At 68.1% G+C, this 23,853-nt stretch carries 23 protein-coding genes; 10 read left to right on the top strand and 13 right to left on the bottom strand.

Annotation, left to right across the window (positions count from 1 at the left end; all coding sequences use genetic code 11):
• The first annotated feature begins 5 nt into the window (after nt 1-5).
• The 6 genes from J8I34_RS20930 to J8I34_RS20955 all read left to right on the top strand — a co-directional run bounded on the left by J8I34_RS20930 (nt 6) and on the right by J8I34_RS20955 (nt 6,146).
• Nucleotides 6-1,034, top strand: coding sequence for a DUF58 domain-containing protein (locus tag J8I34_RS20930; RefSeq protein ID WP_209774209.1), 1,029 nt, complete (start codon nt 6-8; stop codon nt 1,032-1,034).
• Nucleotides 1,031-1,576: a DUF4381 domain-containing protein gene (locus tag J8I34_RS20935; RefSeq protein WP_029047890.1), complete on the top strand. Its 546-nt coding sequence runs from the start codon at nt 1,031-1,033 to the stop codon at nt 1,574-1,576. Before J8I34_RS20930 ends, J8I34_RS20935 begins: the two co-directional genes overlap by 4 nt.
• A complete protein-coding gene (locus tag J8I34_RS20940; RefSeq protein WP_209806888.1) occupies nt 1,563-2,585 on the top strand; it encodes a vWA domain-containing protein in 1,023 nt (340 codons plus the stop codon). The genes J8I34_RS20935 and J8I34_RS20940 overlap by 14 nt, the downstream gene beginning before the upstream one ends.
• Nucleotides 2,585-4,219, top strand: a complete 1,635-nt coding sequence (locus J8I34_RS20945) for a vWA domain-containing protein (RefSeq protein ID WP_209806889.1) — start codon at nt 2,585-2,587, stop codon at nt 4,217-4,219. The genes J8I34_RS20940 and J8I34_RS20945 overlap by 1 nt, the downstream gene beginning before the upstream one ends.
• Nucleotides 4,216-5,571, top strand: a complete 1,356-nt coding sequence (locus J8I34_RS20950) for a BatD family protein (RefSeq protein ID WP_209806890.1) — start codon at nt 4,216-4,218, stop codon at nt 5,569-5,571. The genes J8I34_RS20945 and J8I34_RS20950 overlap by 4 nt, the downstream gene beginning before the upstream one ends.
• Before the next feature lie 122 nt (nt 5,572-5,693).
• A complete protein-coding gene (locus tag J8I34_RS20955) occupies nt 5,694-6,146 on the top strand; it encodes a thioesterase family protein (RefSeq protein ID WP_209806891.1) in 453 nt (150 codons plus the stop codon).
• A 35-nt stretch (nt 6,147-6,181) separates the two neighbouring features.
• On the opposite strand, the gene J8I34_RS20960 is transcribed toward J8I34_RS20955, so the two are convergent.
• Together J8I34_RS20960 and J8I34_RS20965 are read right to left on the bottom strand one after the other, a co-directional pair.
• A complete protein-coding gene (locus J8I34_RS20960) occupies nt 6,182-7,081 on the bottom strand; it encodes a recombination-associated protein RdgC (RefSeq protein ID WP_209806892.1) in 900 nt (299 codons plus the stop codon).
• A 106-nt stretch (nt 7,082-7,187) separates the two neighbouring features.
• On the bottom strand, nt 7,188-7,766 hold the full coding sequence (locus tag J8I34_RS20965) for a BPSL1445 family SYLF domain-containing lipoprotein (protein WP_209806893.1): 579 nt from the start codon (nt 7,764-7,766) through the stop codon (nt 7,188-7,190).
• 189 nt (nt 7,767-7,955) lie between these two features.
• Here J8I34_RS20965 and J8I34_RS20970 point away from each other — a divergent pair, with 189 nt between their 5' ends.
• Complete coding sequence (locus J8I34_RS20970) at nt 7,956-8,372, top strand: hypothetical protein (protein ID WP_209806894.1); 417 nt, start codon at nt 7,956-7,958, stop codon at nt 8,370-8,372.
• A gap of 19 nt (nt 8,373-8,391) precedes the next feature.
• Here the strand turns inward: J8I34_RS20970 and J8I34_RS20975 are convergent, their stop codons facing one another.
• Entirely contained in the window at nt 8,392-9,225 is an 834-nt protein-coding gene (locus J8I34_RS20975; protein WP_209806895.1) for an aldo/keto reductase, read from the bottom strand.
• A 167-nt stretch (nt 9,226-9,392) separates the two neighbouring features.
• Nucleotides 9,393-9,785, bottom strand: coding sequence for a tautomerase family protein (locus tag J8I34_RS20980; RefSeq protein ID WP_209806896.1), 393 nt, complete (start codon nt 9,783-9,785; stop codon nt 9,393-9,395).
• 140 nt (nt 9,786-9,925) lie between these two features.
• Here J8I34_RS20980 and J8I34_RS20985 point away from each other — a divergent pair, with 140 nt between their 5' ends.
• Both J8I34_RS20985 and J8I34_RS20990 read left to right on the top strand, forming a co-directional pair.
• Entirely contained in the window at nt 9,926-10,807 is an 882-nt protein-coding gene (locus J8I34_RS20985; protein WP_029047880.1) for a LysR family transcriptional regulator, read from the top strand.
• 167 nt (nt 10,808-10,974) lie between these two features.
• Nucleotides 10,975-13,080 (top strand): TonB-dependent receptor, encoded by a 2,106-nt coding sequence (locus J8I34_RS20990; RefSeq protein ID WP_209774197.1) that lies wholly within the window; start codon nt 10,975-10,977, stop codon nt 13,078-13,080.
• A 121-nt stretch (nt 13,081-13,201) separates the two neighbouring features.
• Here the strand turns inward: J8I34_RS20990 and J8I34_RS20995 are convergent, their stop codons facing one another.
• Nucleotides 13,202-13,687, bottom strand: coding sequence for a DUF2147 domain-containing protein (locus J8I34_RS20995; RefSeq protein WP_029047878.1), 486 nt, complete (start codon nt 13,685-13,687; stop codon nt 13,202-13,204).
• 1,644 nt (nt 13,688-15,331) lie between these two features.
• Here J8I34_RS20995 and J8I34_RS21000 point away from each other — a divergent pair.
• On the top strand, nt 15,332-15,910 hold the full coding sequence (locus tag J8I34_RS21000) for a histone H1-like DNA-binding protein (protein ID WP_029047877.1): 579 nt from the start codon (nt 15,332-15,334) through the stop codon (nt 15,908-15,910).
• 243 nt (nt 15,911-16,153) lie between these two features.
• On the opposite strand, the gene J8I34_RS21005 is transcribed toward J8I34_RS21000, so the two are convergent.
• From J8I34_RS21005 to aroQ, 8 genes are all read right to left on the bottom strand, one after another.
• On the bottom strand, nt 16,154-16,621 hold the full coding sequence (locus tag J8I34_RS21005; RefSeq protein ID WP_029047876.1) for an outer membrane lipoprotein: 468 nt from the start codon (nt 16,619-16,621) through the stop codon (nt 16,154-16,156).
• Nucleotides 16,622-16,656: 35 nt separating this feature from the next.
• Nucleotides 16,657-17,604, bottom strand: a complete 948-nt coding sequence (locus tag J8I34_RS21010) for a carbohydrate kinase family protein (RefSeq protein ID WP_029047875.1) — start codon at nt 17,602-17,604, stop codon at nt 16,657-16,659.
• A 98-nt stretch (nt 17,605-17,702) separates the two neighbouring features.
• Nucleotides 17,703-18,203 carry a thiol peroxidase gene (gene tpx, locus J8I34_RS21015; RefSeq protein ID WP_209774195.1) on the bottom strand — a complete coding sequence of 167 codons (501 nt, stop codon included), beginning with the start codon at nt 18,201-18,203 and terminating at the stop codon, nt 17,703-17,705.
• 121 nt (nt 18,204-18,324) lie between these two features.
• Nucleotides 18,325-20,085, bottom strand: a complete 1,761-nt coding sequence (locus tag J8I34_RS21020; RefSeq protein WP_209806897.1) for a DUF3426 domain-containing protein — start codon at nt 20,083-20,085, stop codon at nt 18,325-18,327.
• 9 nt (nt 20,086-20,094) lie between these two features.
• The gene (prmA, locus tag J8I34_RS21025) at nt 20,095-20,988 is read right to left on the bottom strand and encodes a 50S ribosomal protein L11 methyltransferase (RefSeq protein WP_029047872.1); all 894 of its coding nucleotides are present in this window, start codon (nt 20,986-20,988) and stop codon (nt 20,095-20,097) included.
• Nucleotides 20,989-21,042: 54 nt separating this feature from the next.
• Nucleotides 21,043-22,395: an acetyl-CoA carboxylase biotin carboxylase subunit gene (accC, locus tag J8I34_RS21030; protein ID WP_029047871.1), complete on the bottom strand. Its 1,353-nt coding sequence runs from the start codon at nt 22,393-22,395 to the stop codon at nt 21,043-21,045.
• 258 nt (nt 22,396-22,653) lie between these two features.
• Nucleotides 22,654-23,115, bottom strand: coding sequence for an acetyl-CoA carboxylase biotin carboxyl carrier protein (gene accB, locus J8I34_RS21035; RefSeq protein ID WP_029047870.1), 462 nt, complete (start codon nt 23,113-23,115; stop codon nt 22,654-22,656).
• 167 nt (nt 23,116-23,282) lie between these two features.
• Complete coding sequence (gene aroQ / locus J8I34_RS21040) at nt 23,283-23,780, bottom strand: type II 3-dehydroquinate dehydratase (RefSeq protein WP_029047869.1); 498 nt, start codon at nt 23,778-23,780, stop codon at nt 23,283-23,285.
• Between the last annotated feature and the right edge of the window lie 73 nt (nt 23,781-23,853).

Raw genomic sequence — 23,853 nt, forward strand, 5'->3', positions numbered from 1 at the left:
GCGCCATGCGTTTCCACCTTGCCTCGCTCGGCCGATCGTCGGTGCCCGCGGGACCCGCCAGGCTCGCACGCGTGCAGCCCGGTGTCAGCGTCGATGCCGCTGCGCTGGCGGCGCTCGAAGTCGCCGCGCGAGATTTCCATTTCCTGCCACGCCAGCCGGTGCACAGCGTGCTGGCCGGCCGGCACGCATCCCGGGTACGCGGTCGCGGCCTGACCTTCGAGGAAGTGCGCGGTTACCTGCCCGGCGACGATATCCGCAGCATGGACTGGCGCGTCACGGCTCGCACCGGCAAGCCGCACGTACGCGTGTACAGCGAGGAGAAGGACCGGCCGGTGTTGCTGCTCGTCGACCAGCGCATCAACATGTTCTTCGGCAGCCGTCGCGCGATGAAGTCCGTGGTGGCCGCCGAGGCTGCTGCGCTTGCCGCGTGGCGCGTGCTGTCGGAGGGAGACCGTGTCGGCGGCCTCGTGTTCGGCGACAGCGACTGCATCGAACTCGCGCCGCGCCGCAGCCGCCAGGCCGTGGAGCACCTGCTTGGCGAGATCGCGCGCCACAATCAGGCGCTACGTGCCGATGCCCCCGCCCGGCGCGGCGCCGGCCAGCTCAATGCCGCGCTCGAGCGCGCCGCACGGCTGGCGCGGCATGACCACCTGGTCATCGTCATCAGCGACTTCGACGGGCATGACGCGGCCACGCGTGACCTGATGCTGTCGATGAGCGCCCGCAACGACCTGCTGACGATGCTGGTCTATGACCCGTTCCTGCTTGAGCTGCCTGATTCCGGCCACCTTGTCGTGAGCGACGGCGAGCTGCAGGTCGAGCTCGGCTTCGGGCAGACCGCCACGCGCAAGGGCATCGCCGACTTCGTCGATGCGCAGAGCCGCAACCTGCTGGGCTGGCACCGCGCCATCGGCGTGCCGCTGCTGCCGCTGTCGGCCGCGGAGGAAACGCCGCTGCAGCTGCGCCGCCTGCTCGGGCAAGCGCTGCCGCAAGGCAGGGGAACGCTGCGCGCCCGCCAGGGAGGACGGCCATGAGCGACCTGACGCACAGCACGGCCGCGCCCGACAGCGCCACGATTGCCGGCGATCTCCAGCAGATGGCCGAGGTGGTCGTGCCGCCGCCGCCGTCGTGGCGGCCGCAGACCATCGGCTGGCCGGTGGCCGGCGCGATCGTGCTGGCGCTGCTGGCCTTCGCAACCTGGCGCTGGTGGCGCCGCTACCGCGCCAACCGCTACCGCCGCGAGGCGCTGGCCGAGCTGGCACGGTTGCGCGCAAGCATGTCCGCGTCGCCGCAGGCGCGCGCGCGCGCGCTGGTCGCCATGGCGGAACTGCTCAAGCGCACCGCCCTGGCGGCGTGGCCGCGCACAGAGGTGGCGAGCATGGCCGGTGCGGAGTGGGCGCAGTTCCTGCGGACCCATGCAGGCAAGGCCGGCGCGGCGGCGCCGGTGCTCGCCACGCTGGTCAGCGACGCACAGTACCGCGATGCCGCGGCGCTGGCGCAATGGCCCGACAGCCGGGTGACGGCCACGGCTGCGGCCTGCCAGCAATGGATTGCCGGCCACCATGTACCAGTTTGAATACCCGTGGCTCTTCGTGCTGCTGCCGCTGCCCTTGCTGCTGTGGTGGCTGTTGCCGCCGTATCGCGAGGAAAGCCCCTCCGTGCGCCTGCCGTTTTTCGGCGAGGTGGCCAGCGCGGCGGGGCTGAAGCCGGCGCCGGGCGCAGTCGTGCCGCGCAGCAACTGGCTGCAGCGCATCCTGGCGCCGCTCGCCTGGGCGCTGCTGGTAGCGGCGCTGGCGCGCCCGCAGTTCCTGGAGGCGCCGATCGAGAAGGTGCAGCCGGCGCGCGACCTGCTGCTCGCGCTGGACCTGTCGCAGTCAATGGATACGCAGGATTTCCGCGACCCGGCCGGCGCGCTGATCCCGCGCGTGCAGGCGGTGCGGGAGGTGGTCAGCAATTTTGTGACGCGCCGGCCCGGCGACCGCATCGGGCTGATCGTGTTCGGCGACGCGCCATACCCGCTGGCGCCGTTCACGCTGGACCACGCGCTCGTGCAGACCATGATCCGTGACCTGCTGCCGGGCATGGCCGGGCCCAGCACGGCGCTGGGCGACGGCATCGGCCTTGGCATCAAGATGTTCGACCAGAGCGAGGCGCCGGAGAAGGTGCTGATCGTGCTGACTGACGGCAACGACACCGCCAGCAAGATGCCGCCCGAACGCGCCGCGGACATCGCCAGGCAGCTGCATGTGATCGTCCATACGATCGGCATCGGCGACCCGTCCGCCGAGGGCGAGCAGCGCGTCGATCTCGGCGTGCTGCAGCGCATCGCCGCGCAGACGGGCGGGCGCTATTTCTTCGGCGCCGACCAGAAGGGGCTCGAGAGCATTTACGCGACGCTCGACCGCATCACGCCGCACAACCACAAGACGCTGTCGTGGCGGCCGCGCCGGGAGCTGTTCATGTGGCCGCTCGGCGCCGCGGTCGGCGTGGTGCTGGTGTACCAGCTCATCATGGCGGTGTGGTCGGCGTGGCTGTCGCGTCCGCGCCGACAGGGCGCGCCGCAGCCGGCGGCGGAGGAGCCGTGATGCACGCGCTTGCCGATTTCCATTTCCTGCGCCCATGGTGGCTGCTCGTGCTGGTCCCGGCGGTGCTGCTGGTGTGGGCGGTGCGCCGCCGCGGCGATGTGCGGCGCCGCTGGCGCGACGCGATCGCCCCGCACCTGCTGGACGCGCTGATGGTCGGCGAGCGACGCCGGCTGGCCATCCGCCCCGTGCACCTGACCGCGCTGCTGCTCGCGCTCGGCGCCATTGCGCTGGCCGGTCCCGCGTGGGAGCGCGAGCGCCCGCCGTTTCTCGACGACAAGGCGCCGCTGGCGATCGCCATCGACCTGTCGCCGACCATGGATGCCATTGACGTGACGCCCACGCGGCTCGAACGCGCGAAACTCAAGATCAAGGCGCTGCTGGCGCGCCGCGACGGCGGACGTACCGCCATCTGGGCCTATGCCGGCTCCACGCACGTGGTGCTGCCGCTGACCGACGACGCCACGCTGCTGCAGACCTTTGTCGATGCGCTGCAGACCCGCATCATGCCGGTGCCCGGCCGGGACACCGCGCTGGCGCTGCGCACCATCGACGCGGCACTTGCGCATGAGGAGGTGCCCGGCACCATCCTGTTCCTGACGGATGGGGTGGAAACCGCCGCCGAGCGCGCGTTCAAGGCCCAGGCAGGCAGCGGGCGCAGCCAGCCGGTGGTGCTGGCAATCGGTACCGAGCGCGGCGGCCCGCTGCGCAGCGGCACCGACGGCTTTGTCGAGAAGGACGGCGTGCGCGTGTTCGCGCGCATGGACATGGCCGCGCTCAAGCGCTTTGGCGACGATACCGGCGTGCCGGTTGCCACGTTCACGCCCGACAGCGACGACGACGTGGCCTGGGTGCAGCGCCACGTGCAGTCGCACCTCGCGCAGAAGCAGTCGGCGGACAACACGCGCTGGAAGGATGAGGGCTGGTGGCTCACGATACCCATTGCGCTGCTGGGTGTGCTGTGGTTCCGCAAGGGTTGGACCGTGCGCTGGATCACGGGCGTGCTGCTTGCCGTGGCGCTGGCGGCGCCGCAGCAGGAGTTGCGCGCGCAGGCTTCGGCATCGGATGCCGAAGCGCCGCGCGCGTGGCGCTTTGTAGACCTGTGGCTCACGCATGACCAGCAGGGCCGCCGGGCGTTCGAGCATGGCGACTTTGCCGGCGCCGCCGCGCTGTTCGACGACCCCATGTGGCGCGGCGTGGCGCAGTACCGCGCGGGGCAATACGCGCAGGCGGTGCAGAGCTTCGCGCTGGTCGATTCGCCCGAGAGCGACTTCAACCAGGGCGATGCGCTGGCGTGGATGGGCAAGTACAAGGATGCGGCGGCGCGCTACCGGCAGGCCCTGAAACGCCGCCCGCAATGGCCCGCGGCAGCGGCCAACCTGGCGCTCATGGAGAAACTGGCCGCGAAGGCGGAAAAGCCGAAGGAAGGCGAGGAGGCGCCCGACATCAAGCCAGACGAAGTGAAGTACGACAGCGAGTCCAGGCCGCCCGAGGGCGAGGGCAAGAAGCTGGAGATGGGCGCGGTCGAAAGCGCCGAGACCTGGATGCGCGCGATCCAGACCACGCCGACCGAATTGCTGCAGCGCAAGTTCGCGCTGCAGCAGAGCCGGGCGCAGCCGGGCGGAGCCAAACCATGATGCGCACGGGGCGGAGCTTCGGCATCTGGCTCGCCGGCCTTGTGTTGTGGCTGGCGAGCGCGCTCGCGCTGGGGGCCGATCCCGTCGTGCGCGTCGACGTGGCGGCGCAGCAGCCGGTGTTGCCGGGCCAGCAGATCCGCATCGACGTGACGGTACTGGCGCCCAACTTCTTCCTGTCGGCGCCGGTCTTTCCGACGCTGCAGGTGCCCGGCGCGATCGTCACGATGCCGGACGACCGCGGCCAGAACACGGTCGAGACCATCAACGGCGTGACCTATGCCGGCATCCGGAAGACCTACCTGTTTGCCGCGGCGCAGGGCGGTGATTTCCAGTTGCCGCAGGTCTCCATCGCCTTCACCTATTCCGGCGACGACGGCAAGCCGCGGCAGGGCAGCGTCACGCTGCCGGCCACCACGATCCGCGCCGCGGGAGCAGCCGGCGCGCCGGCCGTTGCCACGCTGCCGGTGGCGCGCCTGAACGTCACGCAGCGCTTCGACCGCCCGGTGAGCGGCCCACAGGCGCAATTCCATGCCGGTGACGCGCTGGTGCGCACCATCACCACGTTCGCGCCGCAGACCCAGGCCATGATGATCCGGCCGCCAAAGGTCGAGGCGCCATCCGGTGTGCGCGTGTTCGCTGGCGATCCGCAACTCAGCGATGCCGCGCACGACAGCGCCGGCAATACGGGCGGCAGCCGCACGGACCGCATTACCTATGTGTTCGAGCACGCCGGGACCTATACGCTGCCGGCGATCAAGGTGGAATGGTTCGACCCGGTGACGCGCAAGCCCGGCGAATCGGAGGCACCCGAGGTGAAGGTGGACGTGGCTTCCGCGCAGCACCTCGCAGGACTGTCGCCGACCGGCCCGCACGCCGCGCCGCTGCCCGGGGAGGGCGGCACCGCGTGGCGCCTGTGGCTGTGGGCGGCCGGGGGTGCCCTGGTACTGGTGCTGGCGTGGCTGCTGCTGCATTGGGCACGGCCGCGCGTGGCACGCCTGCGCCGGGCGCTCGCGGCACGGCGCGGCGCCAGGGCGGCTGGCAGCGAGGCGCGGCTCGCTGCGTTGCTGCAGGCCTGCCGCGCGGATGACGCACCGGCAGCCTATCGCGCTCTGGGGGTGTGGTCGCGCACCGCGTGGGGCAAGGCCCCTTCGGAGTGGGCGGCAGGCACCAGCGACACGGCGCTGGTTTCCGCCGTTGATGAACTCGAACGGCGCCTGTTCGGTGCCGGCACCGGCACGGGGCAATGGAACGGCAGCGAACTTGCGGGCCTGTTGCCGAAGTACGGCCCCCCACACCGGCCTGTCCGCGCGCATCGGGCGATGCCCGCAGCCCTGCCGCCGCTCAATCCCTGAGCCCCGCTGGCCGAACCGGCCGGATCGACTATGATGGGCGCCTCGCCGCCAGCCTGCCCGGGATCGGATGACCCTTGCGCGCGCCGGGCGGCGGCTTCCCGTCCACTTAGCCCGATGCCGCCATGGCCCGTCTTCAACTCGACCTTCCCGACGACCAGTTCTGCTATTCGACCCACCTGACCGTGCGCGTCACCGACATCAACTCGGCCAACCACCTGGCCAACGATTCGATGATCTCGATGATCTCCGAGGCGCGCGCCCGCTTCCTCTATGAGTTCGGCAGCGAGGGGGACCAGGTGGAAGGTTTCGGCATCATCGTCACGGACCTGGCCACCATGTATCGCAACGAAGCGCACGCGCGCGACCAGCTGCTGTTCGAGGTCGGCGTGATGGACTTCAACAAGTACGGCGGCGACATCATCTTCCGCATCACGCGCCCGGCTGACGGCGCGTTGATCGCCATGGCCAAGTCAGGCTTCGTGTTCTTCGACTACGCCGGCAAGACCGTGGTGCCGATGCCGGCCGGGTTTGCCGGCCGTTTCCCCAAGGTGAACTGGATGGCGAAACCGGCGTAAGGGGGGCCGGCCCGCGGCAGCGCGCGCCGCCTGCCTCAGTTCTTGCGTTCGCCGCCCAGCGCTTCGGTCAGGTCGCCCAGCATGCCGGACAGCTCGCCGGCCATCATGGCGAAATCGGCGTCGAAGCGCTCGTCTTCGTCATGCGTGGTGCCGTCGGCCTGTTCCTTGATCACGTCCAGCGGCGCGACCTTCTTCACCACCAGCCCGTCGGTCAGCACGAACGAGACGCGGTCGTTCCACGTCATCGCCAGGCGCGTGCAGCGCTTGCCGGCGGCAATATGGCGGCGCAGGTCTTCGGGATCGAGCGGGTGGCGCACATAGCGCACGGTGGCCTTGCTTTCGCTGCCGGACTGCAGCTCGATTTCCTGATCGACGGTGAAGCCGCCCGGCGCGGCATCGCCGGCCAGCCATTCGGTCATTGCCGCCACCGGCGACTGGTTGACATGCAGGTTGACCAGCGGCAGCGGATCCAGCGCCTTGAACAGCATGCCGCGCACTTCATCGGCCTTGGCCGCGGCGGCGGCGTCGATCGCCAGCCAGCCGTTGTCCGGGTCGATCCACACGCGCGTGTCGCGGCGGATGCTGAAGGCGCGCGGCAGCAGTTCCTCGGTGACCTGCTCCTTCAGTTCCTTCATCTGCTTGCGGCCCGGCTTGTAGCCTTGCTGCTCTTCGATCTCCGCGGCGCGTGCGCGCGTGACCTGGTTGACCACGGTGGTCGGCAGCAGCTTCTTCTCGGTGCGTAGCGTCAGCAGCATCTGGCGGCCCACGGCGTGGACCAGCTGGCCGTTGTCACGGGGCGAGGCCCAGCCCTGCGTCTGCATTTCGAGGCTGGTGCCGGGGTAGAAGGCGTGCTTCGCCAGGCTGGCTTCGACTTCGTCGGCGCCGGACGTCCACGGGGCGGAGAAACGATGGACCTGCAGGTTCTTGAACCACATGAGAATTCGGCCAAAGGGACGAATTCTATCCCCTCGCGGCGGATGGCCGCGAAAAACTGCCGCCGCACGGCCGTCGAGCCGTGCGGCGCAAGCCCGCGCCAGGTGCTTACAGGTCGAGCCGGGTGATCTTGCTGCCTTCGAGGCTCAGGCCCGCCATCAGCCCCGCATTGGTCATCACGAAACCGACGATCGGCTGCTGCGCGGTATTGGTGTCGAGCACGCCGCTGGCGCCGACCGTCGCCAGCGCGACGGTGGCATCGACACCGGCGGTCCAGCCTGAGCTGCGTACGAACTTGTCGTACGCGTCCTGCGTCAGGAACATCAGGATCACTGACTTGGACTGCGCGCCGATCTGCCAGCCGAACGAGCCGGAAACCAGGCGGTAATAGCCGCGCGTTGCGCCGCCCGAGCGCAGGGCGCCGTCGCCATATTCGCCGCCGACGATAAAGCCGGCCGACAACGTCTTGGGGAACACCAGGATGCCGCGCGCGCGACTGCCGAGTTCGCGCGAGCCGTTGACCGAGCCATACAGGCGCGACAGCGTGGCATCGACGCCCGAGTCGAGCTCGCGCCGCCGGGCCGCCTTGTCGGCCGGCGCGTCGGGTGGTGTGGTGGTACAGGCACCCAGTGCCAGGCTGCCCAGGGCCAGGCCTGCGCTGGCGGTCAGGAAGTTTCGACGCTTCATTCTTGTCTCCTTGGGTGTTGTTGTCGTCTCTGAAGCATAGGCGCCAGAAGCACTCGGACAAAAGATCACGTGGTGACGAGGCGTTTCCATTTGTGACGAAGGTAGCCTCGCCGACGCATTCGTGGCAGTTTGACGGCTCCCGAAACCACCACGCACCCATGCGGCACCGCCGCATCGCATCATCAAGGCATGAAGAAAATTCTTACCGCCCTGCCACTGGCGCTCCTCGCTGCGTGCGCTTCCCAGCCCTCGACCGGACCCGCCGCCGGGGATACCGCCAGCGCTGCCGCGACCGCCGACAGCAGCGGCTGGCAGTCGCTGCGCGCCAAATACATGGATTGCGTCAAGGAAAAGGCCGACGACAACCTGGCGTCCAAGGGCCAGTCGAAAGACGTGGCGAATGCGGCGCTGGCCGCGTGCCAGTCCGACCTGAACGCCATGCACGACGCCTTCCGCAGCTACCTGGACGGACAGATGTCGTCGTCGCACGGCAAGAACAGCGCCCGCCAGGCGGCGGCGCGCGTCACGGCCGATACCCGCGACAAGGCGCGCAACTACCTGGTGCGCTACGTCGAGCGCGAACGCTACGCGTCGCGCCTGAACTGACGCCGCGCCGCGGGCGCGCTCACAGCATCTCCAGCGCCCCTGGCCCGTCCGGTGGCGGGAAGATGCGGTCGAGTTCGGCCAGCTGGGCCGCTGACAACGGGTGTGACAGCGCGCCGATATTCTCCTGCAGGCGCTCGCGCCGGCCGGTCTTGGGAATGGCGATGACGCCGTCCTGCGCCAGCAGCCAGGCCAGCGCCGCCTGCGCCGCGGTCATGCCGTGGTCGCGCGCGAAGCGCTTCAGCCCCGGGTTGCCCAGCAGCCGCGACTGCTCGATCGGCGAGTAGGCCATCACCGGGATGCCGCGCTGGCGCAGCCACGGCAGCAGGTCCCATTCGATCCCACGCCGGCCCAGGTTGTACAGCAGCTGGTTGGTGGCCATGCCGTCGCCGCCGGGCGCGTCCCACAACTCCTGCAGGTCCGCCAGGTCCAGGTTGCTGACGCCCCAGTGGCGGATCTTGCCGTCGCGCTGCAGCGCCTGCATGGCGGTGACCGTTTCCTCCAGCGGCACGCCGCCGCGCCAGTGCAGCAGGTACAGGTCGATGCGGTCGGTGCGCAGCCGCCGCAGGCTGCGCTCGCACGCCTGCACGGTGCCGCGGCGGCTGGCGTTGAACGGATAGACCTTGCTGACCAGGAAGGCCTCTTCGCGCCGCCCGGCCAGGGCCTCGCCGATCATTTCCTCGGACTGGCCTTCGCCGTACATCTCGGCGGTATCGATCAGCCGCAGGCCCAGGTCAAGGCCCAGCCTTAGCGTGGCGATCTCTTCGGCGCGCGCGGCGGGCGTCTCGCCCATGTTCCACGTTCCCATGCCGAGCGCGGGAATGCGCTCGCCGTCGGGCAGGGTGATCTCTTTCATGCGTCGGGTTCCAGTTGGCCGGGTTGGGTGCCGGCTGCACCCAACCACACTAGTTAACAACGCACTAAATGTACAAGCGGCGGGCCGCCCGATTGCTTCAGGCCAGTCCGGTCACAAAATACTCGGGCTCGTTGCGCAGCATGGTGCCGTAGCCTTCGCCGCGCGCGTCAGCCCTGCTGGTGGCGGTACTCCTGCGTGCGGCCGCCATAGCCGTACGCCGCCGCGCGGGCATCGATGACATGCACATAGGAGACGGGATGCAGGCTGCCGAGCAGGCCCGCCATGGTTTCGAACACGTCCCGGATGAACTGCGCCTTCTCGGCCTTGGTATTGGTCTCGTCGGTGACGCTGATATCGAGGTGGAAGGCGTTGCGGTCCTGCCCGGACAGCGGCACGCCGCCGATGATCCAGTTGTCGTGCGGTACATAGTGGACGGTGATGGCAATCACGTCGCGTTTCTTGCCGAGCACGCTTGCGGTCAGGTCGGCGATGGCGGCGGCGCTGTGGCGGGTGAGGGCGGCATCGGGCTGGCCGGAGAGCTGCAGGACGATGTGGGGCATGGCTGTGCTCCTTGTTTCGTGGGTGGGTGATGCCATGTTAGGAGCCGGTGTACTATCGGATAAGCGGGAATATCCGATGCGATCCATCGGATCAGCCGAAGGAACTGCGGCCGCCTTTTTCCCCTTGCTGGAGCCCCGACATGCGTGGATTCGAAACAGACCAGTTGCGCACCTTTGTCACCGTTGCCGACAGCGGCAGCCTGTCCGCCGCGGCGCCCCGGCTGTTTCTGTCGCAGTCGTCGGTCAGCGAGCAGCTGCGCAAGCTGGAAGAGCGCGCCGGCGTGCCGCTGCTGTCGCGCGGGCGGCACGGCGCGGTGCCGACGCCGGCCGGTGCGCGGCTGCTGGAGCACGCGCGCCGCATCCTCGCACTGAACGAACTGGCGCTGCAGGAGCTGCGCGGGCACGCGCTGGAAGGAGAGCTGCGGCTGGCTGTCACCGATTACTTCCGCCCTGGCGAGATCGCCGGCATGCTGCGGCGCCTGCGCGAACGCTATCCCTACCTGCGGCTGCACGTGACGGTGATGAAGAGTGCGGCGATCGATGCCGCCGCCGAGATGGATGCTTTCGATATCGGCCTGAGCATGCGCCTGCCGCGCGGCCGCGATACACAAGGCAAGAGCACGCGGGGCACGGTACTGCGCCGCGAAGCCCTGGCCTGGGTGGCGGCCTCCGGCGAGGCCGACGCCTTGCCCGCCACGTTGCCGCTGGTGCTGCTGCCCGATACGTGCTCGCTGCACCAGTTCGTGGTGCAGCTGCTGCTGCGCAAGCGCCTGCCGTTCGAGGTCGCGCACTCGGCCTCGGGCGTGGCGGGCCTGCATCTCGCGCTCGCAGCCGGGCTGGGGCTGTCCTGCCTGAATGCATCGGCGATCGGGCCAGGTGTCGCGCCGCTGGACGGCGGCACGGTCGCGCGGCTCGGATTGCCGCGCCTGCCCGAAGCGGAGTTCTTCCTGCTACCCGCCCGCCGCAGCGAATCGCCGTTCATTGCCGAGGCGCGCAACGTCCTGGCCGACCAGTTGGCCTGAGTCGGCTCACAAGTCAGGCACCAGCGTACTGCTCCCGGTCAACGCCGATCTGAAAACAACGCTGTGCGGCGTTGAATGGGAATAATTCGCAATCTCGTTGACCCCTTCATTCTCGTAATTGATAATGCGTCGCTTTCTTAGAATAAATTACAGTCGATTACAGGGAAATGAGAATAAAACTTCACCCGATCTGCGCCGCGGTGGCGGGGACCTTCATTTTTCAACCGATGGCAGCCTGGTCGCAGGCGACCCCGGCGGCAGCGGCGCAGCTGCCTGAGGTCACCGTCAAGGCCGATGTCAGTCGGGAACTGGGCGCCGGCTATAACCCGCCCAATGCGGTCAGCGCGACCAAGACCGAAGCGCCGCTGCGCGATATCCCGCAGACCGTCAACGTGGTCACCGCCGAGGTGATGCGCGACCAGCACGCCACGTCGATGCAGGACGCGCTGAAGAACGTGCCCGGCGTGTCGTTCTCGCATGGCGACGGCCAGCGCGACCAGGTCTCGATCCGCGGCTTCACCGCGATCGCCGACCAGTTCGTCGACGGTATCCGCGACGACGCGCTGTACTTCCGCGACCTGTCCAACGTGGACCGCGTCGAAGTGGTCAAGGGTCCGGCGGCGGTGCTGTACGGGCGTGGCTCGGCCGGCGGCCTGATCAACCGCGTCACCAAGAAGCCCGGCATCGACGTCACCGATTTCGCGCTGAGCTACGGCATGTGGGCCGACCGCCGCGCCGAGGCCGACGTCGGCCGCGTGTTCGCCGACGGCGCTGCCGCGTTCCGCATCACCGGCGCCGTGCAGAAGGCCAACAGCTATCGCTCGCAGCAGTTCCTGGACCGCAAGGCGATCGCGCCGTCGCTGGAGCTGCGCGTGGCGCCCGAGACCACCGTGCTGTTCCAGGCTGACTACCTGGAAGACCGCCGCGTCACCGACTTCGGCATCCCGGCCTACCAGGGCCGCCCGGTCGACGTGCCGGCCTCGCGCTACTACGGCGCGGCCAATGCGCGCGATGCCGACTACTCCCAGTCGCGCGTGTTCTCCGGCACCGCCACGATCAACCACCGCTTTAACCAGAACTGGTCGATCCGCAACGCCACGCGCTACTACCACTACTCGCTGGACCGCAACAACACGCTGACCGCTGCGGTCAACGAAGCGGCGCGCACGCTGACCATGAACCACGGCAATGTCCGCCGCGAGGAACATGGCTGGTTCAACCAGACTGACCTGACCCAGAAGGCGACCTTCCTGGGCATGGAGCACGAGATCCTGTACGGCATGGAGATCGGGCAACAGAACAAGGACCAGGTCAACAATACCAAGCCGGTGCCGGGCACGTTCGACCTGTTCAACCCGGTGCTGCCGACGCTGGCGCTGAAGGCGCCGGGCAATCCGACCACGTCGAACCTCGGCGTGTTCGACACCCTGGCGTTCTACACTCAGGACATGATCAAGTTCAGCGAGCAGTGGAAGGCGCTGGTCGGGGTGCGCTACGACAACTTCCAGCAGGAGACCAGGAACCGGATCGCCGGCCAGCGCGACCTGTCGCGCACCGACACCGCCTGGAGCCCGCGCGCCGGCCTGGTGTGGCAGCCGTCGAAGGCGCAGTCGTACTACGTGTCGTGGAGCAAGTCGTTCCAGCCGTCGGGCGAGGCCTTTGCGCTGGCGGCCAACAACGCCGACCTGGCGCCGGAGACCACCAACAACACCGAAGTCGGCGCCAAGTACGACTGGCTGAACGGCAAGGCCAGCACCACGATTTCGGTGTTCCGCCTGGAGCGCAGCAACATCAAGGTTGCCAACGCCACCAACACGGCACTGCTGCCGATCGGCGAGCAACGCACGGACGGCATCGAACTCTCCGGCGCGGCCGAGCTGGGCAGCGGCTGGCGTGTGCTGGCGGGCTACGCGTACCTGGATGCCACCATCACCAAGTCCACCGCCGCGCTGCAGGGCAAGCGCGCCACCATCACGCCGCGCCACTCCGGCAACGCGTGGGTGACCAAGGACCTGGGCCACGGCTTCGGCGTGGGCGCCGGCCTCAACCTGGTGGGCGCGCGCTATGCCGATCCGCTCAATACCGTGACGCTGCCCGGCTACGTCACCGCCGACGCCATGGCCTGGTACCGCCGCGGCGCCTTCGAGGCGCAGCTGAACGTGTACAACCTGTTCGACAAGGGCTACATCGTGTCGGCGCACGGCACCAGCCCCAACCTGAACATGCCCGGCGCCCCGCGCAGCGTGATGGCGACGCTGCGGTACCGGATGTAAAGCGCAGCATCGAGGACAAAAAACCGGGCGGTGAGAACCGCCCGGTTTTTTTTCGTCAGCCGCGCCGCCGCGTGTTGCCCGCGGCTGCGGAGAAACCCTGAGTCACACGAGCCGTCGACGCTCAGTGCTCGCGTTCCCAGGTCTGGGTGCGGCCGATCAGGCTGATGCCGATGAAGCCGCGCACGTTGAGCTTGTTGCCGTCCTCGGCCAGCGACATCTTGCTCTTGTAGACCTTGCCGTTCTCCGGGTCGAGGATCTCGCCGCCGCTCCACTCGTTGTCGCCGGTCTTGCGCAGTCCGCTCAGGATGGTCATGCCGATCAGCGGCTGGTCCTTGCGCGCGTCGGTGCACTTGTCGCAGACCCTGGGCTTGCCGTCGCCTTCCACGAACGTCTTCACCAGGCGTCCGCTGTAGACGCCGTTCTTCTCGCTGATCTCTACCAGCCCCCGCGGCTTGCCGGTGCTGTCGTCGATGGTCTTCCACATGCCGCCGGGCGAGGCCTGCGCCATCGCGCCGGCGCTGCCGAGCAGGGTGACGGCGAGCACCGCCGCCTGCAATGCCGGACGCACCAGCGGACGGGCAGCGGCGAGGTGGGATGGTTTGCGCATGATGTCTCCTTTGAGGTTCGTTGCCACCGGCAGCGGGCCGGTGCGATGCACCGCGCGGCGGCCGCCGCTTGCGTCGAAGCGGCGCGGGCCGGGCGGCGGGCGCGCACGCCAATCTACTGTCGCAGCCGCCGCGCCGCAATCGTCCGGCATGCCGCGCCGAGCTCCGCGGTGGCTCCAGCGCACGGCTTGCGCGCTCCCCGCAAAGCCGCATGCGGCCGTCGTTTGCAGGTTTTTGTGTTGCAGCAAACCGGGCCGCTGAACGTGCTGCCGAAGCATTCCTCTAAGCGGACGTGCGGCGCACCGCGGGGCCTTCGAGGGGAGATCGGCAAGCGTGTGGCAAGCGCTGCGTAGCGTGGCGCGACGGTTGGCATCGCGCGATGCGCGTCGCAGCTTGCGGTGCGTGATCGGAGTCATCCGAATGGATGAGAGCAGCGATCGCGATGCTGTCGGCGCAGCTGTCTCCGACAAGCGTTCGAAGTGTTGCCCCGATGCTTCGCGCGCGTCGCCGCTTTGCTCAATCGCAACGCTTTGATGCTCGCGCGCTGTTGCTTCGATGCAAACCGTTGCGTTCGCGCATCACTCTTCGACGGAATGTCCGGCGTGCTCGCGCGACGTAGGTGGCGCGAGTCGTCGCCGTCAGCCAAACGCGCGTTGCGCGTGCGCGCTGACGACTGTGTAGCGCATGCAGACGACGAAGCGTGCCACCAGTTTCCGGCGCGCGCGCTGACGTGCGCGCGCACTGCTGCGCTGGCTGCGCGCGTATCGGTACATCGCCCGCAAAGCCTTTGTCCATGCGGTTTTTCGGAAAGCGCGATGAGGCGCGCAGCAGGGCGCGCGCGCTCCTTCGATGCGCGTTACGCGGCTTGTAAGCAGGTGCTGCGCGGGTGTGTAAAAGCTGCGCGCGTGCGGGTCGGGATGGAGCGCCGCGACGCGTGCGCGAACGTGCGAAGCGTGCCTTCGCACCAGCGTGCGAGCGATGCATCGCGATGCCATCGGCAACGTCTTCGTGACGACGCGCGCGAGAACTAGTTTGAGCAACGCATGCAGGCAAGTTTTTTTGCACTTTTTTCTTAACATCATCGTGCAAACGAATTATGATTCGCCTTGACAAGAGTCTCACTTCATTGCAGAGAAGCAGGAAGCAAGATTGGAACGACGAGCGCGATGCGCGCTTCGATGCAGTGATGAAGGTTGTAGCCGAGGAGCACGAGAACTTTGACGCAGACCTGGCCGAGCCGGCTTCTTAAAACGCGTGCAGTCTCCCTTGGTCCATTAACGGGTTGGACCAGCTACCACCGAATGAATGCCGCTTGCCGTGCGCGAGGCCATGCCCGCACCGCAGGCCTGCTGTCCGATATCTCCTCTTTTCAGGCCGCGCACCGACCCAGCTGGCGGGGCGGGCCAATCGAATATTCCAGGGCGCGGCAAGTGCCCCGGTCCCGCTTGCGGGTCCGCAACTGCCGCGAAGTCACCGCTGCTGGCGGTGCGCCTGCAACCAAATTCATTAGCGTGCAGCCGCAGTCGGTCCGCGCGCCGATGAATCGCTCGCTCGACTGGGGCACGCGCTGTGGTATCGCGCCTCGGGTCGGTCGGGTCGCCTGACTTAGGTCATTCGATATTCACTCTCTAGTGAAGGAGTTATCCATGGCAACTGCTGCAAAGAAAAAGCCGGCGGCTAAGAAGGCCGCCAAGCCGGCCGCCAAGAAGGCCGCAACCAAGAAGGTAGCCGCCAAGAAGGCAGCACCGGCCGCCAAGAAGGCACCGGCCAAGAAGGCCGCCGTGAAGAAGGTCGCTGCCAAGAAGGCTGCGCCGGCGAAGAAGGCTGCGGCCAAGAAGGCCCCCGCCAAGAAGGCCGCGGTGAAGAAGGTCGCCGCCAAGAAGGTTGCAACCAAGAAGGTCGCCGCCAAGAAGGTCACCGCCAAGAAGGCAGCACCGGCCAAGAAGGCCGCAGTGAAGAAGGTCGCCGCCAAGAAGGCAGCACCGGCCAAGAAGGCTGCGACCAAGAAGGTAGCCGCCAAGAAGGCTGCACCGGCCAAGAAGGCTGCTGCGAAGAAGCCGGCTGCCAAGAAGGCTCCGGCCAAGAAGGCTGCCGCGAAGAAGCCGGCTGCCAGGAAGGCTGCCGCGAAGCCTGCCGCTGCCCCTGCCGTTGCTCCCGCTTCGGCTGCCAAGACCGCGCTGAACCCGGCCGCTGCCTGGCCGTTCCCGACGGGCAACCGTCCGTAAGCTGCGCCGCCACGGCGTGGGCCTTACGCGTTCCGTACGGAACCACATCGGCACGCAGTGCGTGCCAGCATGACCGGATACCGCGTATCCGGTCAGCAAGACGCCAGTCTTGCAGACCCGCCGATGGCCGCTGGCCCGGCGGGTTTTTTCATTGGTGCCCGGTCAAAGAAAAAGCGCCGCGGCCCGTGCGGGCGCGGGCGCCTGGATGCGCTCTCATGCTGGCGCCCGGCCGGGCGCAGCGGTTCAGTGCGTGACGCGGGTGACGCCGCCTGAGGACAGCAGCCGCACGCGCTCGCCCGGGCGGAAGACCTCGTCGGCCTCCTGCGTGATCGCACGCATCTCGCCGTTGTCCAGGCGCACGGTGATCTCCAGGCCGCGCCGCTCGTTGACCTTGTTCTCGGCAGCGCTGCCGGCGATGCCGCCCAGTATCGCGCCGAGGATGCCTGCTGCCACCGCGCCGTTGCCACTGCCGATGGTGCTGCCAGCCGCGATGCCGCCGATGGCACTGCCGGCGAGCGTGCCCGCGCCGGTCTGGCTGCGTTGGATGGCAACTTCGCGTACCCCCTCGACCACGCCATAGCGTACCGTCTGCTCGCGCTGCGCCTGGCCGGTGCTGTAGACGCTGTTGGAGTTCGACTCTGTCGCACAGCCGGCGACCAGGGCCGCGATGGCAATGACGGCAAGCGCGCCGCCCCGGACCTTGTGATTCATGTCAGATCCCGAAAAAGCCACGCACTGGCCGCAGATCAGGCGTAGCGGTACCCGAATGCAGACTGGAACCGGTTGCCGATTTCCTCGCGCGACAACCAGTGGTTCTGCGGACCCTGTTGCGCGATCTTGACCGACCCCATCAGCGAAGCCAGGCGGCCGGTCGTTTCCCAGTCTAAACCGTTTTCAATGCCGTAGAGCAGGCCGCCACGGAAGGCGTCGCCACAGCCGGTCGGGTCCACGATGCGCTCGGCCTGCACGGCCGGGATCGCGTACTGCCGACCATCGGCATGGATGCTGGCGCCGCGCTCGCCGTGCGTGACGATGAAGGCACGGACCTTGGCGGCAACCTCCGCACTGGTCCATGCGGTACGGGACAGCAGGACCTGCGCCTCGTAGTCATTGACTGTCACGTAACTGGCGAGTTCAACGAACTCCCGCAGGTCTTCGCCGTTGAACAGCGGCATTGCCTGGCCCAGGTCGAAGATGAACGGAACACCCGCATCGGCGAACTGGCGCGCGTGGTGAAGCATGCCTTCGCGGCTGTCCGGGGCCACGATGCCGAGCGCCGGCGCCTTGCCGCCGCCGAGCGCGTCCTTGACATTATTCAGCTGCGACTGGCTCATTGCGCCAGGGTGGAAGGCGGTGATCTGGTTGTTGTCCAGGTCGGTGGTGATCATGGCCTGCGCCGTGAAGGTCTCGGGCAGCACGCGGATGTGGCTGGTGGGAATCTCCAGCTTGCGCAGGTATTCCAGGTAGGGCTCGGCATCCGTGCCGACGGTGGCCATCACCACCGGGTCGCCGCCGAGCATCTTCAGCGTGTAGGCGATGTTGCCGGCGCAGCCGCCGAACTCGCGGCGCATGCCGGGCACCAGGAACGAGACGTTCAGCATATGGATCTGGTCCGGCAGGATGTGTTCGCGGAAGCGTCCGTCGAACGTCATGATGGTGTCGTAGGCGACGGAGCCGCAGATCAGGCTGGCCATGCTCTCTCCAGGTGGTAGGTTGTTGGTTGTATGGGTCAGATAAAGCGAAAACGGCCGCCCCGGTTCCGCGGGCGGCCGCTGCCGTCAGGCGGCGCGCGTTACTGCAGCGCGGCCAGGGCGGCTTCGTAGTCCGGCTCGGTCTTGATTTCCGGGACCAGCTGGGCGTACTTGACGGTGTCGTTCTCGTCGAGCACCACCACCGCGCGCGCAGTCACGCCGGCCAGCGGGCCGCTCTTGATGTCCACACCGTAGTTGCCCTTGAACTCGGCGCCGCGCATCGTCGACAGCGTCACCACGTTGGCCAGGCCTTCGGCGGTGCAGAAGCGGCCCATCGCGAACGGCAGGTCGGCCGAGATCGTCAGCACGACGGTGTTGGCCAGGCCGTTAGCGGCCTCGTTGAACTTGCGGGCCGAGGCCTGGCACACCGGCGTGTCCAGGCTCGGGACGATGTTCAGCACCTTGCGCTTGCCGGCGAAGTCGGCCAGCGTGACGTCCTTCAGGTCCTTGCCGACCAGCGAGAAGGCGGGCGCCTTGTCGCCGGCCTGCGGAAACTTGCCTGCGACTTCGATCGGGTTGCCGCCGAGGGTGACGTTGCTCATGTCTACTCCTTGATGTCTGATGGTTTCCGGTTCAGTTTCCGGCGCCTGGCCGGCCAATGCCCGGTGGGGGGGCGCCGCCCGCCGCCGGACTCGGATTCGGTCCGGCGGCAGGCCGCGGAATTCAGGGATAAAAAATCAGCACGCGGTAGTTGGATGGCGCCTGCTGCGTCCGGAATCGTACCCGAACCGGCAGCTCCATGCCGGCGCGAAGACCCTCCGTGGCGAAGGCCTTTTGCGAAGGGTCCAGGTAATCCGCCGGTTGCAGCACACGTCGCAACAACAGCTGGTCCTGCAGGTCCGTCATGACCAGCTCGATCGCAGGCAGCGCGGTGGTGGCGCGGCCCAGGTTGCGCAGCGTGACGGCGAGCATGTATGCGTCGCCGCCTTCGTCGAGCCGCTGCAGCTGCGAACTCTCGATACGCAGTGCGTCGATGTCGCGCCACGGCGGCACGTCGCAGCCGAACGGGGCGCATGCGGCTTCCAGTGCCGGACGCAGCATCGGGAACTGTCCGGCCAGCGGGCTGCGCGCTAGATACACCGCTTGCACCGTCGCGCCCAGCGCGAGCACCGCTGCCGCGACGTACCAGAGCGTACGCGGCGCCGGCGCGCGGCTGCGCGCGGGGGCGCGCTCGCGCTCGCGTTCGCGGGTGTGGCGCAGGAAGTCGGGAGCGAAGACCGGGCCGGCCGGAGCTTCCGTGCGGGTCCAGCGGCGCGTGGTCTGCTCGCGTGCGACGGCTTCACCAGTGATGCTGGCGGGCCCGCCGGTGTCGAGCGCGGGCCCGGCGTCGCGGCCGTAGCGCGCATCGCTGGTGTCGGTGCGCTCGGCAGCCTCGCTCTCAGATGGCTCGGCGGCAGCCTGGGGCGTGTCCGCCGGCGACGGATGGATCGCCGGTGGCGGGCCGATATCCGCCGACGCGGCGCGAAGGAATTCGCTGGCACTCGGGATGGCCGCGGGTGCGGGCACACCGCCTGGCTGGGGCGCTGGCGCTTCCGCTTTTGCTACCGCCTCCGCTTCGGTTTCGGCGGTCTTGCCGATCCGTGCCGGCTCATCGAGCGCAGGATGATCGAGTGCGTTGTGGTTCAGCGCGGGCCATGCCGGCGCTGCAGCTTGCGGTGCGGCCGGCTGCGGTGCCGCGTGCGTGGCGGTGGCTTCTGCGCCGGGCGTCGCTTCGCGCTCCGGTTCAGGCAGGGCTTCGGGTTCTGGTTCTGGTTCTGCCTCTGCCTCTGCCTCTGCCTCTGCCTCTGCCTCTGCCTCTGCCTCTGCTTCTGCTTCTGCCTTCGGCTCCGGCTCCGGCTCCGGCTCCGGCTCCGGCTCCGGCTCCGGCTCCGGCTCCGCCGCGGGTTCCGCTTCCGGCGCGGTCTGCGCCGCAGGCGTCAGCTGCGACTCGGGCTCGACGTCGGCTTGCCGCTCCGCATCGCGCGCGTCGCGCTGGGCGACGGCCTCGTTGGCCTCGCGCAGCGCACGTTCGATCTCGTCCTCATGCACGTCCACCTCAGCCGGTGCCGGGACATCGAGGTCCTCGGGCGAGGTCATGAGCATGGTAGGCGCGTCCAGCGCCGGCACGTCATAGCCGGGATCGATGGTGGGCGTAAATTGCGTGGAGGGCGCAGGCTGCGGTGCCGCGGCGGACTCGCCGGGGCGCGGAGCTTCAGCTGCCGGTGCGGGTGTGGCCGCCGGCGTGGCCGTTGCCGTTACGCCGGATGCCGGCGGCGTGGCGCTGCCCGCCGGCAAGGGGATTTCAATCAGGTGTTCGCGTGCATCGAACACCGTTTCGCAGTGGCCGCAACGCACCAGCCCCTGGCGCAGGCGCAACTGGTCGGCGACCAGCCGGAAGGCGGTGCGGCAGGCCGGGCAGCGCGTGACGAGCTTGACGGCGGCCATCTGTGCAGATCAGGGACGGGTGCCGTGCAGGCACACCCAGCCTTCCTCGGCGCGCCATACCGTCAGCGGCAGCCACGGCGCATAGGCGGCGGCAACTTCCTCCGCCTGGCGCTCCAGCACGCCGGACAGCACCAGCCGGCCGCCGGGGCGCACCCGGGCGCTGAGCATGGCGGCCATCAGCTTGAGCGGGTTCGACAGGATATTGGCGACCACCAGGTCATAGGTGGCTTCCGACACCGACTCGGGCAGCGCGAATGACGCCTCGACCTGGTTGCGCTCGGCGTTGTAGCGCGAGGCTTCCACGGCGTTGGGATCGATGTCGATGCCGACGGTAGCGCCCGCGCCGAGCTTGCGCGCGACGATCGCCAGGATGCCAGAGCCGCAGCCATAGTCGAGCACGGTCTCGCCCGGCACCACGTGTTGCTCCAGCCACTGCATGCACAGCCGCGTGGTCGGATGGCTGCCGGTGCCGAAGGCCAGGCCGGGATCCAGCTCCAGCACCACCGCGTCGGGCTCGGGCGCGTCATGCCACGACGGCACCACCCAGATGCGCTCGCCGATGCGGATCGGCTCGAACTGCGATTGCGTCAGGCGCACCCAGTCCTGGTCTTCCACAGCGCGCAGTTCGTAGGCCGGCACCGGATCGATGCCAAGCTGGTTGGCGGCAGCGGCCACCACCACGGCGGGATCGGCATCGTCGCCGAACAGCGCCACCACGCGCGAGCGGTTCCACGCGAGTTGCTTGGGTTCGAGCCCGGGCTCGCCGAAAAGCGGTTGCTCATCGGGCGTATCGGCATCGGCGTCTTCCACCGAGACCGACAGCGCACCGAGGTCGAACAGGGCCTCGGACCAGGCTTCGGCCTGGTCCTGCGCCACTTCGATCACACATTCCTGAAATGCCACGGGCTTCCCTTGCTTGCTGCGTGTGTGTTGCGGGTAACGTCGGGGTAACGTTACTCAGGCCTTAGCGCGCTCCGCCAGGCGATGCTCAAGATAATGGATGCTGGTGCCGCCTTCGACGAAGTTCGCGTCCATCATCAGCTCTCGGTGCAACGGAACATTGGTCTGGATACCGTCCACAACCATTTCGGACAGCGCGATGCGCATGCGGGCGATGGCCTGCTCGCGCGTGGCGCCGTAAGTGATGATCTTGCCGATCATCGAATCGTAGTTGGGCGGCACGAAGTAGCCATCATACGCGTGCGAGTCCACGCGTACACCGGGGCCCCCCGGCATGTGCCAGGCGGTGATACGGCCGGGCGACGGGATGAACTTGAACGGGTCCTCGGCGTTCACGCGGCATTCGATCGCGTGGCCGCGGAACTGCACATCCTTCTGGCGGAAACGCAGCTTCTCGCCGAAAGCGATGCGGATCTGTTCCTGCACGATGTCGATGCCCGTGATCATCTCGGTGACCGGGTGCTCGACCTGCACACGGGTGTTCATCTCGATGAAGTAGAACTCATTGTTCTCATACAGGAATTCGAAGGTGCCGGCGCCGCGGTAGCCCATCTTCTTGCAGGCCTCGGCGCAACGGTCGCCGATGCGCTCGATCAGGCGGCGCGGGATATGCGGCGCCGGGGCTTCCTCGATCACCTTCTGGTGGCGGCGCTGCATCGAGCAGTCCCGCTCGCCCAGCCAGATTGCCTGCTTGTGCTGGTCGGCCAGGATCTGGATCTCCACGTGGCGCGGATTCTCCAGGAACTTCTCCATGTAGACCTCGGGATTGCCGAAGGCGCGGCCGGCTTCCTCGCGTGTCATGTTGACGGCGTTGAGCAGCGCGGCCTCGGTGTGCACCACGCGCATGCCGCGGCCACCGCCGCCGCCGGCGGCCTTGATGATCACCGGGTAGCCCACGCGGCGCGCGGTCGCCAGGATTTCCTTGGGGTCGTCTGGCAGGGCGCCGTCCGAGCCCGGCACGCACGGCACGCCCGCCTTGATCATGGCCTGCTTGGCCGAGACCTTGTCGCCCATCAGGCGGATGCTGTCGGCGGTCGGGCCGATGAAGACGAAGCCGGATTTTTCCACACGCTCGGCGAAGTCGGCGTTCTCCGACAGGAAGCCGTAGCCCGGGTGGATAGCCTGCGCATCGGTCACTTCGGCGGCCGAGATGATGGCCGGCATGTTCAGGTACGACTGCGGCGACGGGGCCGGGCCGATGCAGACGGCTTCGTCGGCCAGGCGCACGTACTTGGCCTCCTTGTCGGCCTCGGAATACACCACCACCGTCTTGATGCCCAGTTCGCGGCAGGCGCGCTGGATGCGAAGTGCGATTTCGCCGCGGTTCGCGATCAGAATTTTTTCAAACATGGTCTCTCTCTGCGAGAACGGGAGCGGTCCCGCTGCGTGCCGCCATGGCACATCGGGCGCGCGGCCGTCAGGCTGGCCGCTGGGCCGCCTGGCCGACGCGCCACATTAACGCGCGGAACTGCATGGAACTGCACGGAACGTGTTGCGATGTCCACACGTCCCTGGCGTCCTGAAACGCCGTAGAGGGCCGCGCCGGTGCCGTGCTTGCGGCCACGTTGGCGGCCGCACGCAGCGCTGGGCGCGGCATGCCATTCAGGTTCAGCCGATAACGAACAGCGGCTGGCCGTATTCCACAGCTTGGCCATTCTCGACCAGGATTTCCTTGATGACGCCGGCCTTGTCGCACTCGATCTCGTTGAGCAGCTTCATGGCTTCGATGATGCAGACGGTCTGGCCTTCCTTGACCGAATCGCCGACATTGACGAACGGGGCGGCGCCCGGCGACGGAGCGCGGTAGAAGGTGCCCACCATCGGCGAGGTCACGATGTGGCCAGCGGGCAGCTGCGCAACCGGCTCGGCGGCCGGGGCGGCGGACCCGACCGGGGCAGCGGCCGGCGTGGCCGGCAGCGCCTGCAGCTGCGGCATGGCCATCGGCGCGGCGACGATTTGCGGCGGTTGCTTGACGATGCGTACCTTGCCGTCGCCTTCGGTGACTTCCAGCTCGGAGATGCCGGATTCGGCCACCAGGTCGATGAGCGTCTTCAGCTTGCGCAGGTCCATCTTCTTATCCTCCTGAATCAGGTTGTCCGGCCGCTGCCCGCTGGGCTGCGGCGGAAGAAATCGTTGTGGCGTCCACCACGGAGCCGCGCCCGCCGTGCCGCAGCACGCGCAACGGGCGCGGACCGCCAGGCGGCGCGCGCAGGTTCGTCAAAAAATTCTGGCAGGGGTCAGCGCCCCGGGCTCCCTGGCGACGGCTGTTCCTGGGCGAGCGCATAGTCGAGTGCCAGCAGGTATCCCTGCCAACCCAGCCCACAGATCACCCCGACAGCCACGTCGGAGAAATAGGAGTGGTGACGGAAGCTCTCGCGGCGGTGCACGTTGGACAGGTGGACCTCCACGAACGGGATGGCCACCCCGGCCAGCGCATCGCGCAGGGCCACGCTGGTATGCGTGTAAGCCGCCGGGTTGATGATGATGAAATCGACGCCTTCCGCGCGCGCGGCGTGGATGCGGTCGACCAGTTCCCCCTCATGGTTGGACTGGAACGAAGCCAGGGAAATACCGGCCTTTGATGCATGATCGGCCAGCGCTGCGTCGATATCGGCGAGGGTGGTATGCCCGTAGGTCTCCGGCTCGCGCGTACCCAGCAGGTTCAGGTTAGGCCCATGGAGGACCAGCACCTTGCGGTAGCGGGCTGAGCGACGGATGGAGCGGGTTGCAGTCACGGCGGCTCGACCAGATCAACGAAATTGCGCGGAGATTACCGTAGCTTAGAGGGATTTGTCTAGCGCGGGATAC

The sequence above is a fragment of the Cupriavidus phytohabitans genome (assembly GCF_017815025.1).
Lineage (GTDB): Bacteria > Pseudomonadota > Gammaproteobacteria > Burkholderiales > Burkholderiaceae > Cupriavidus.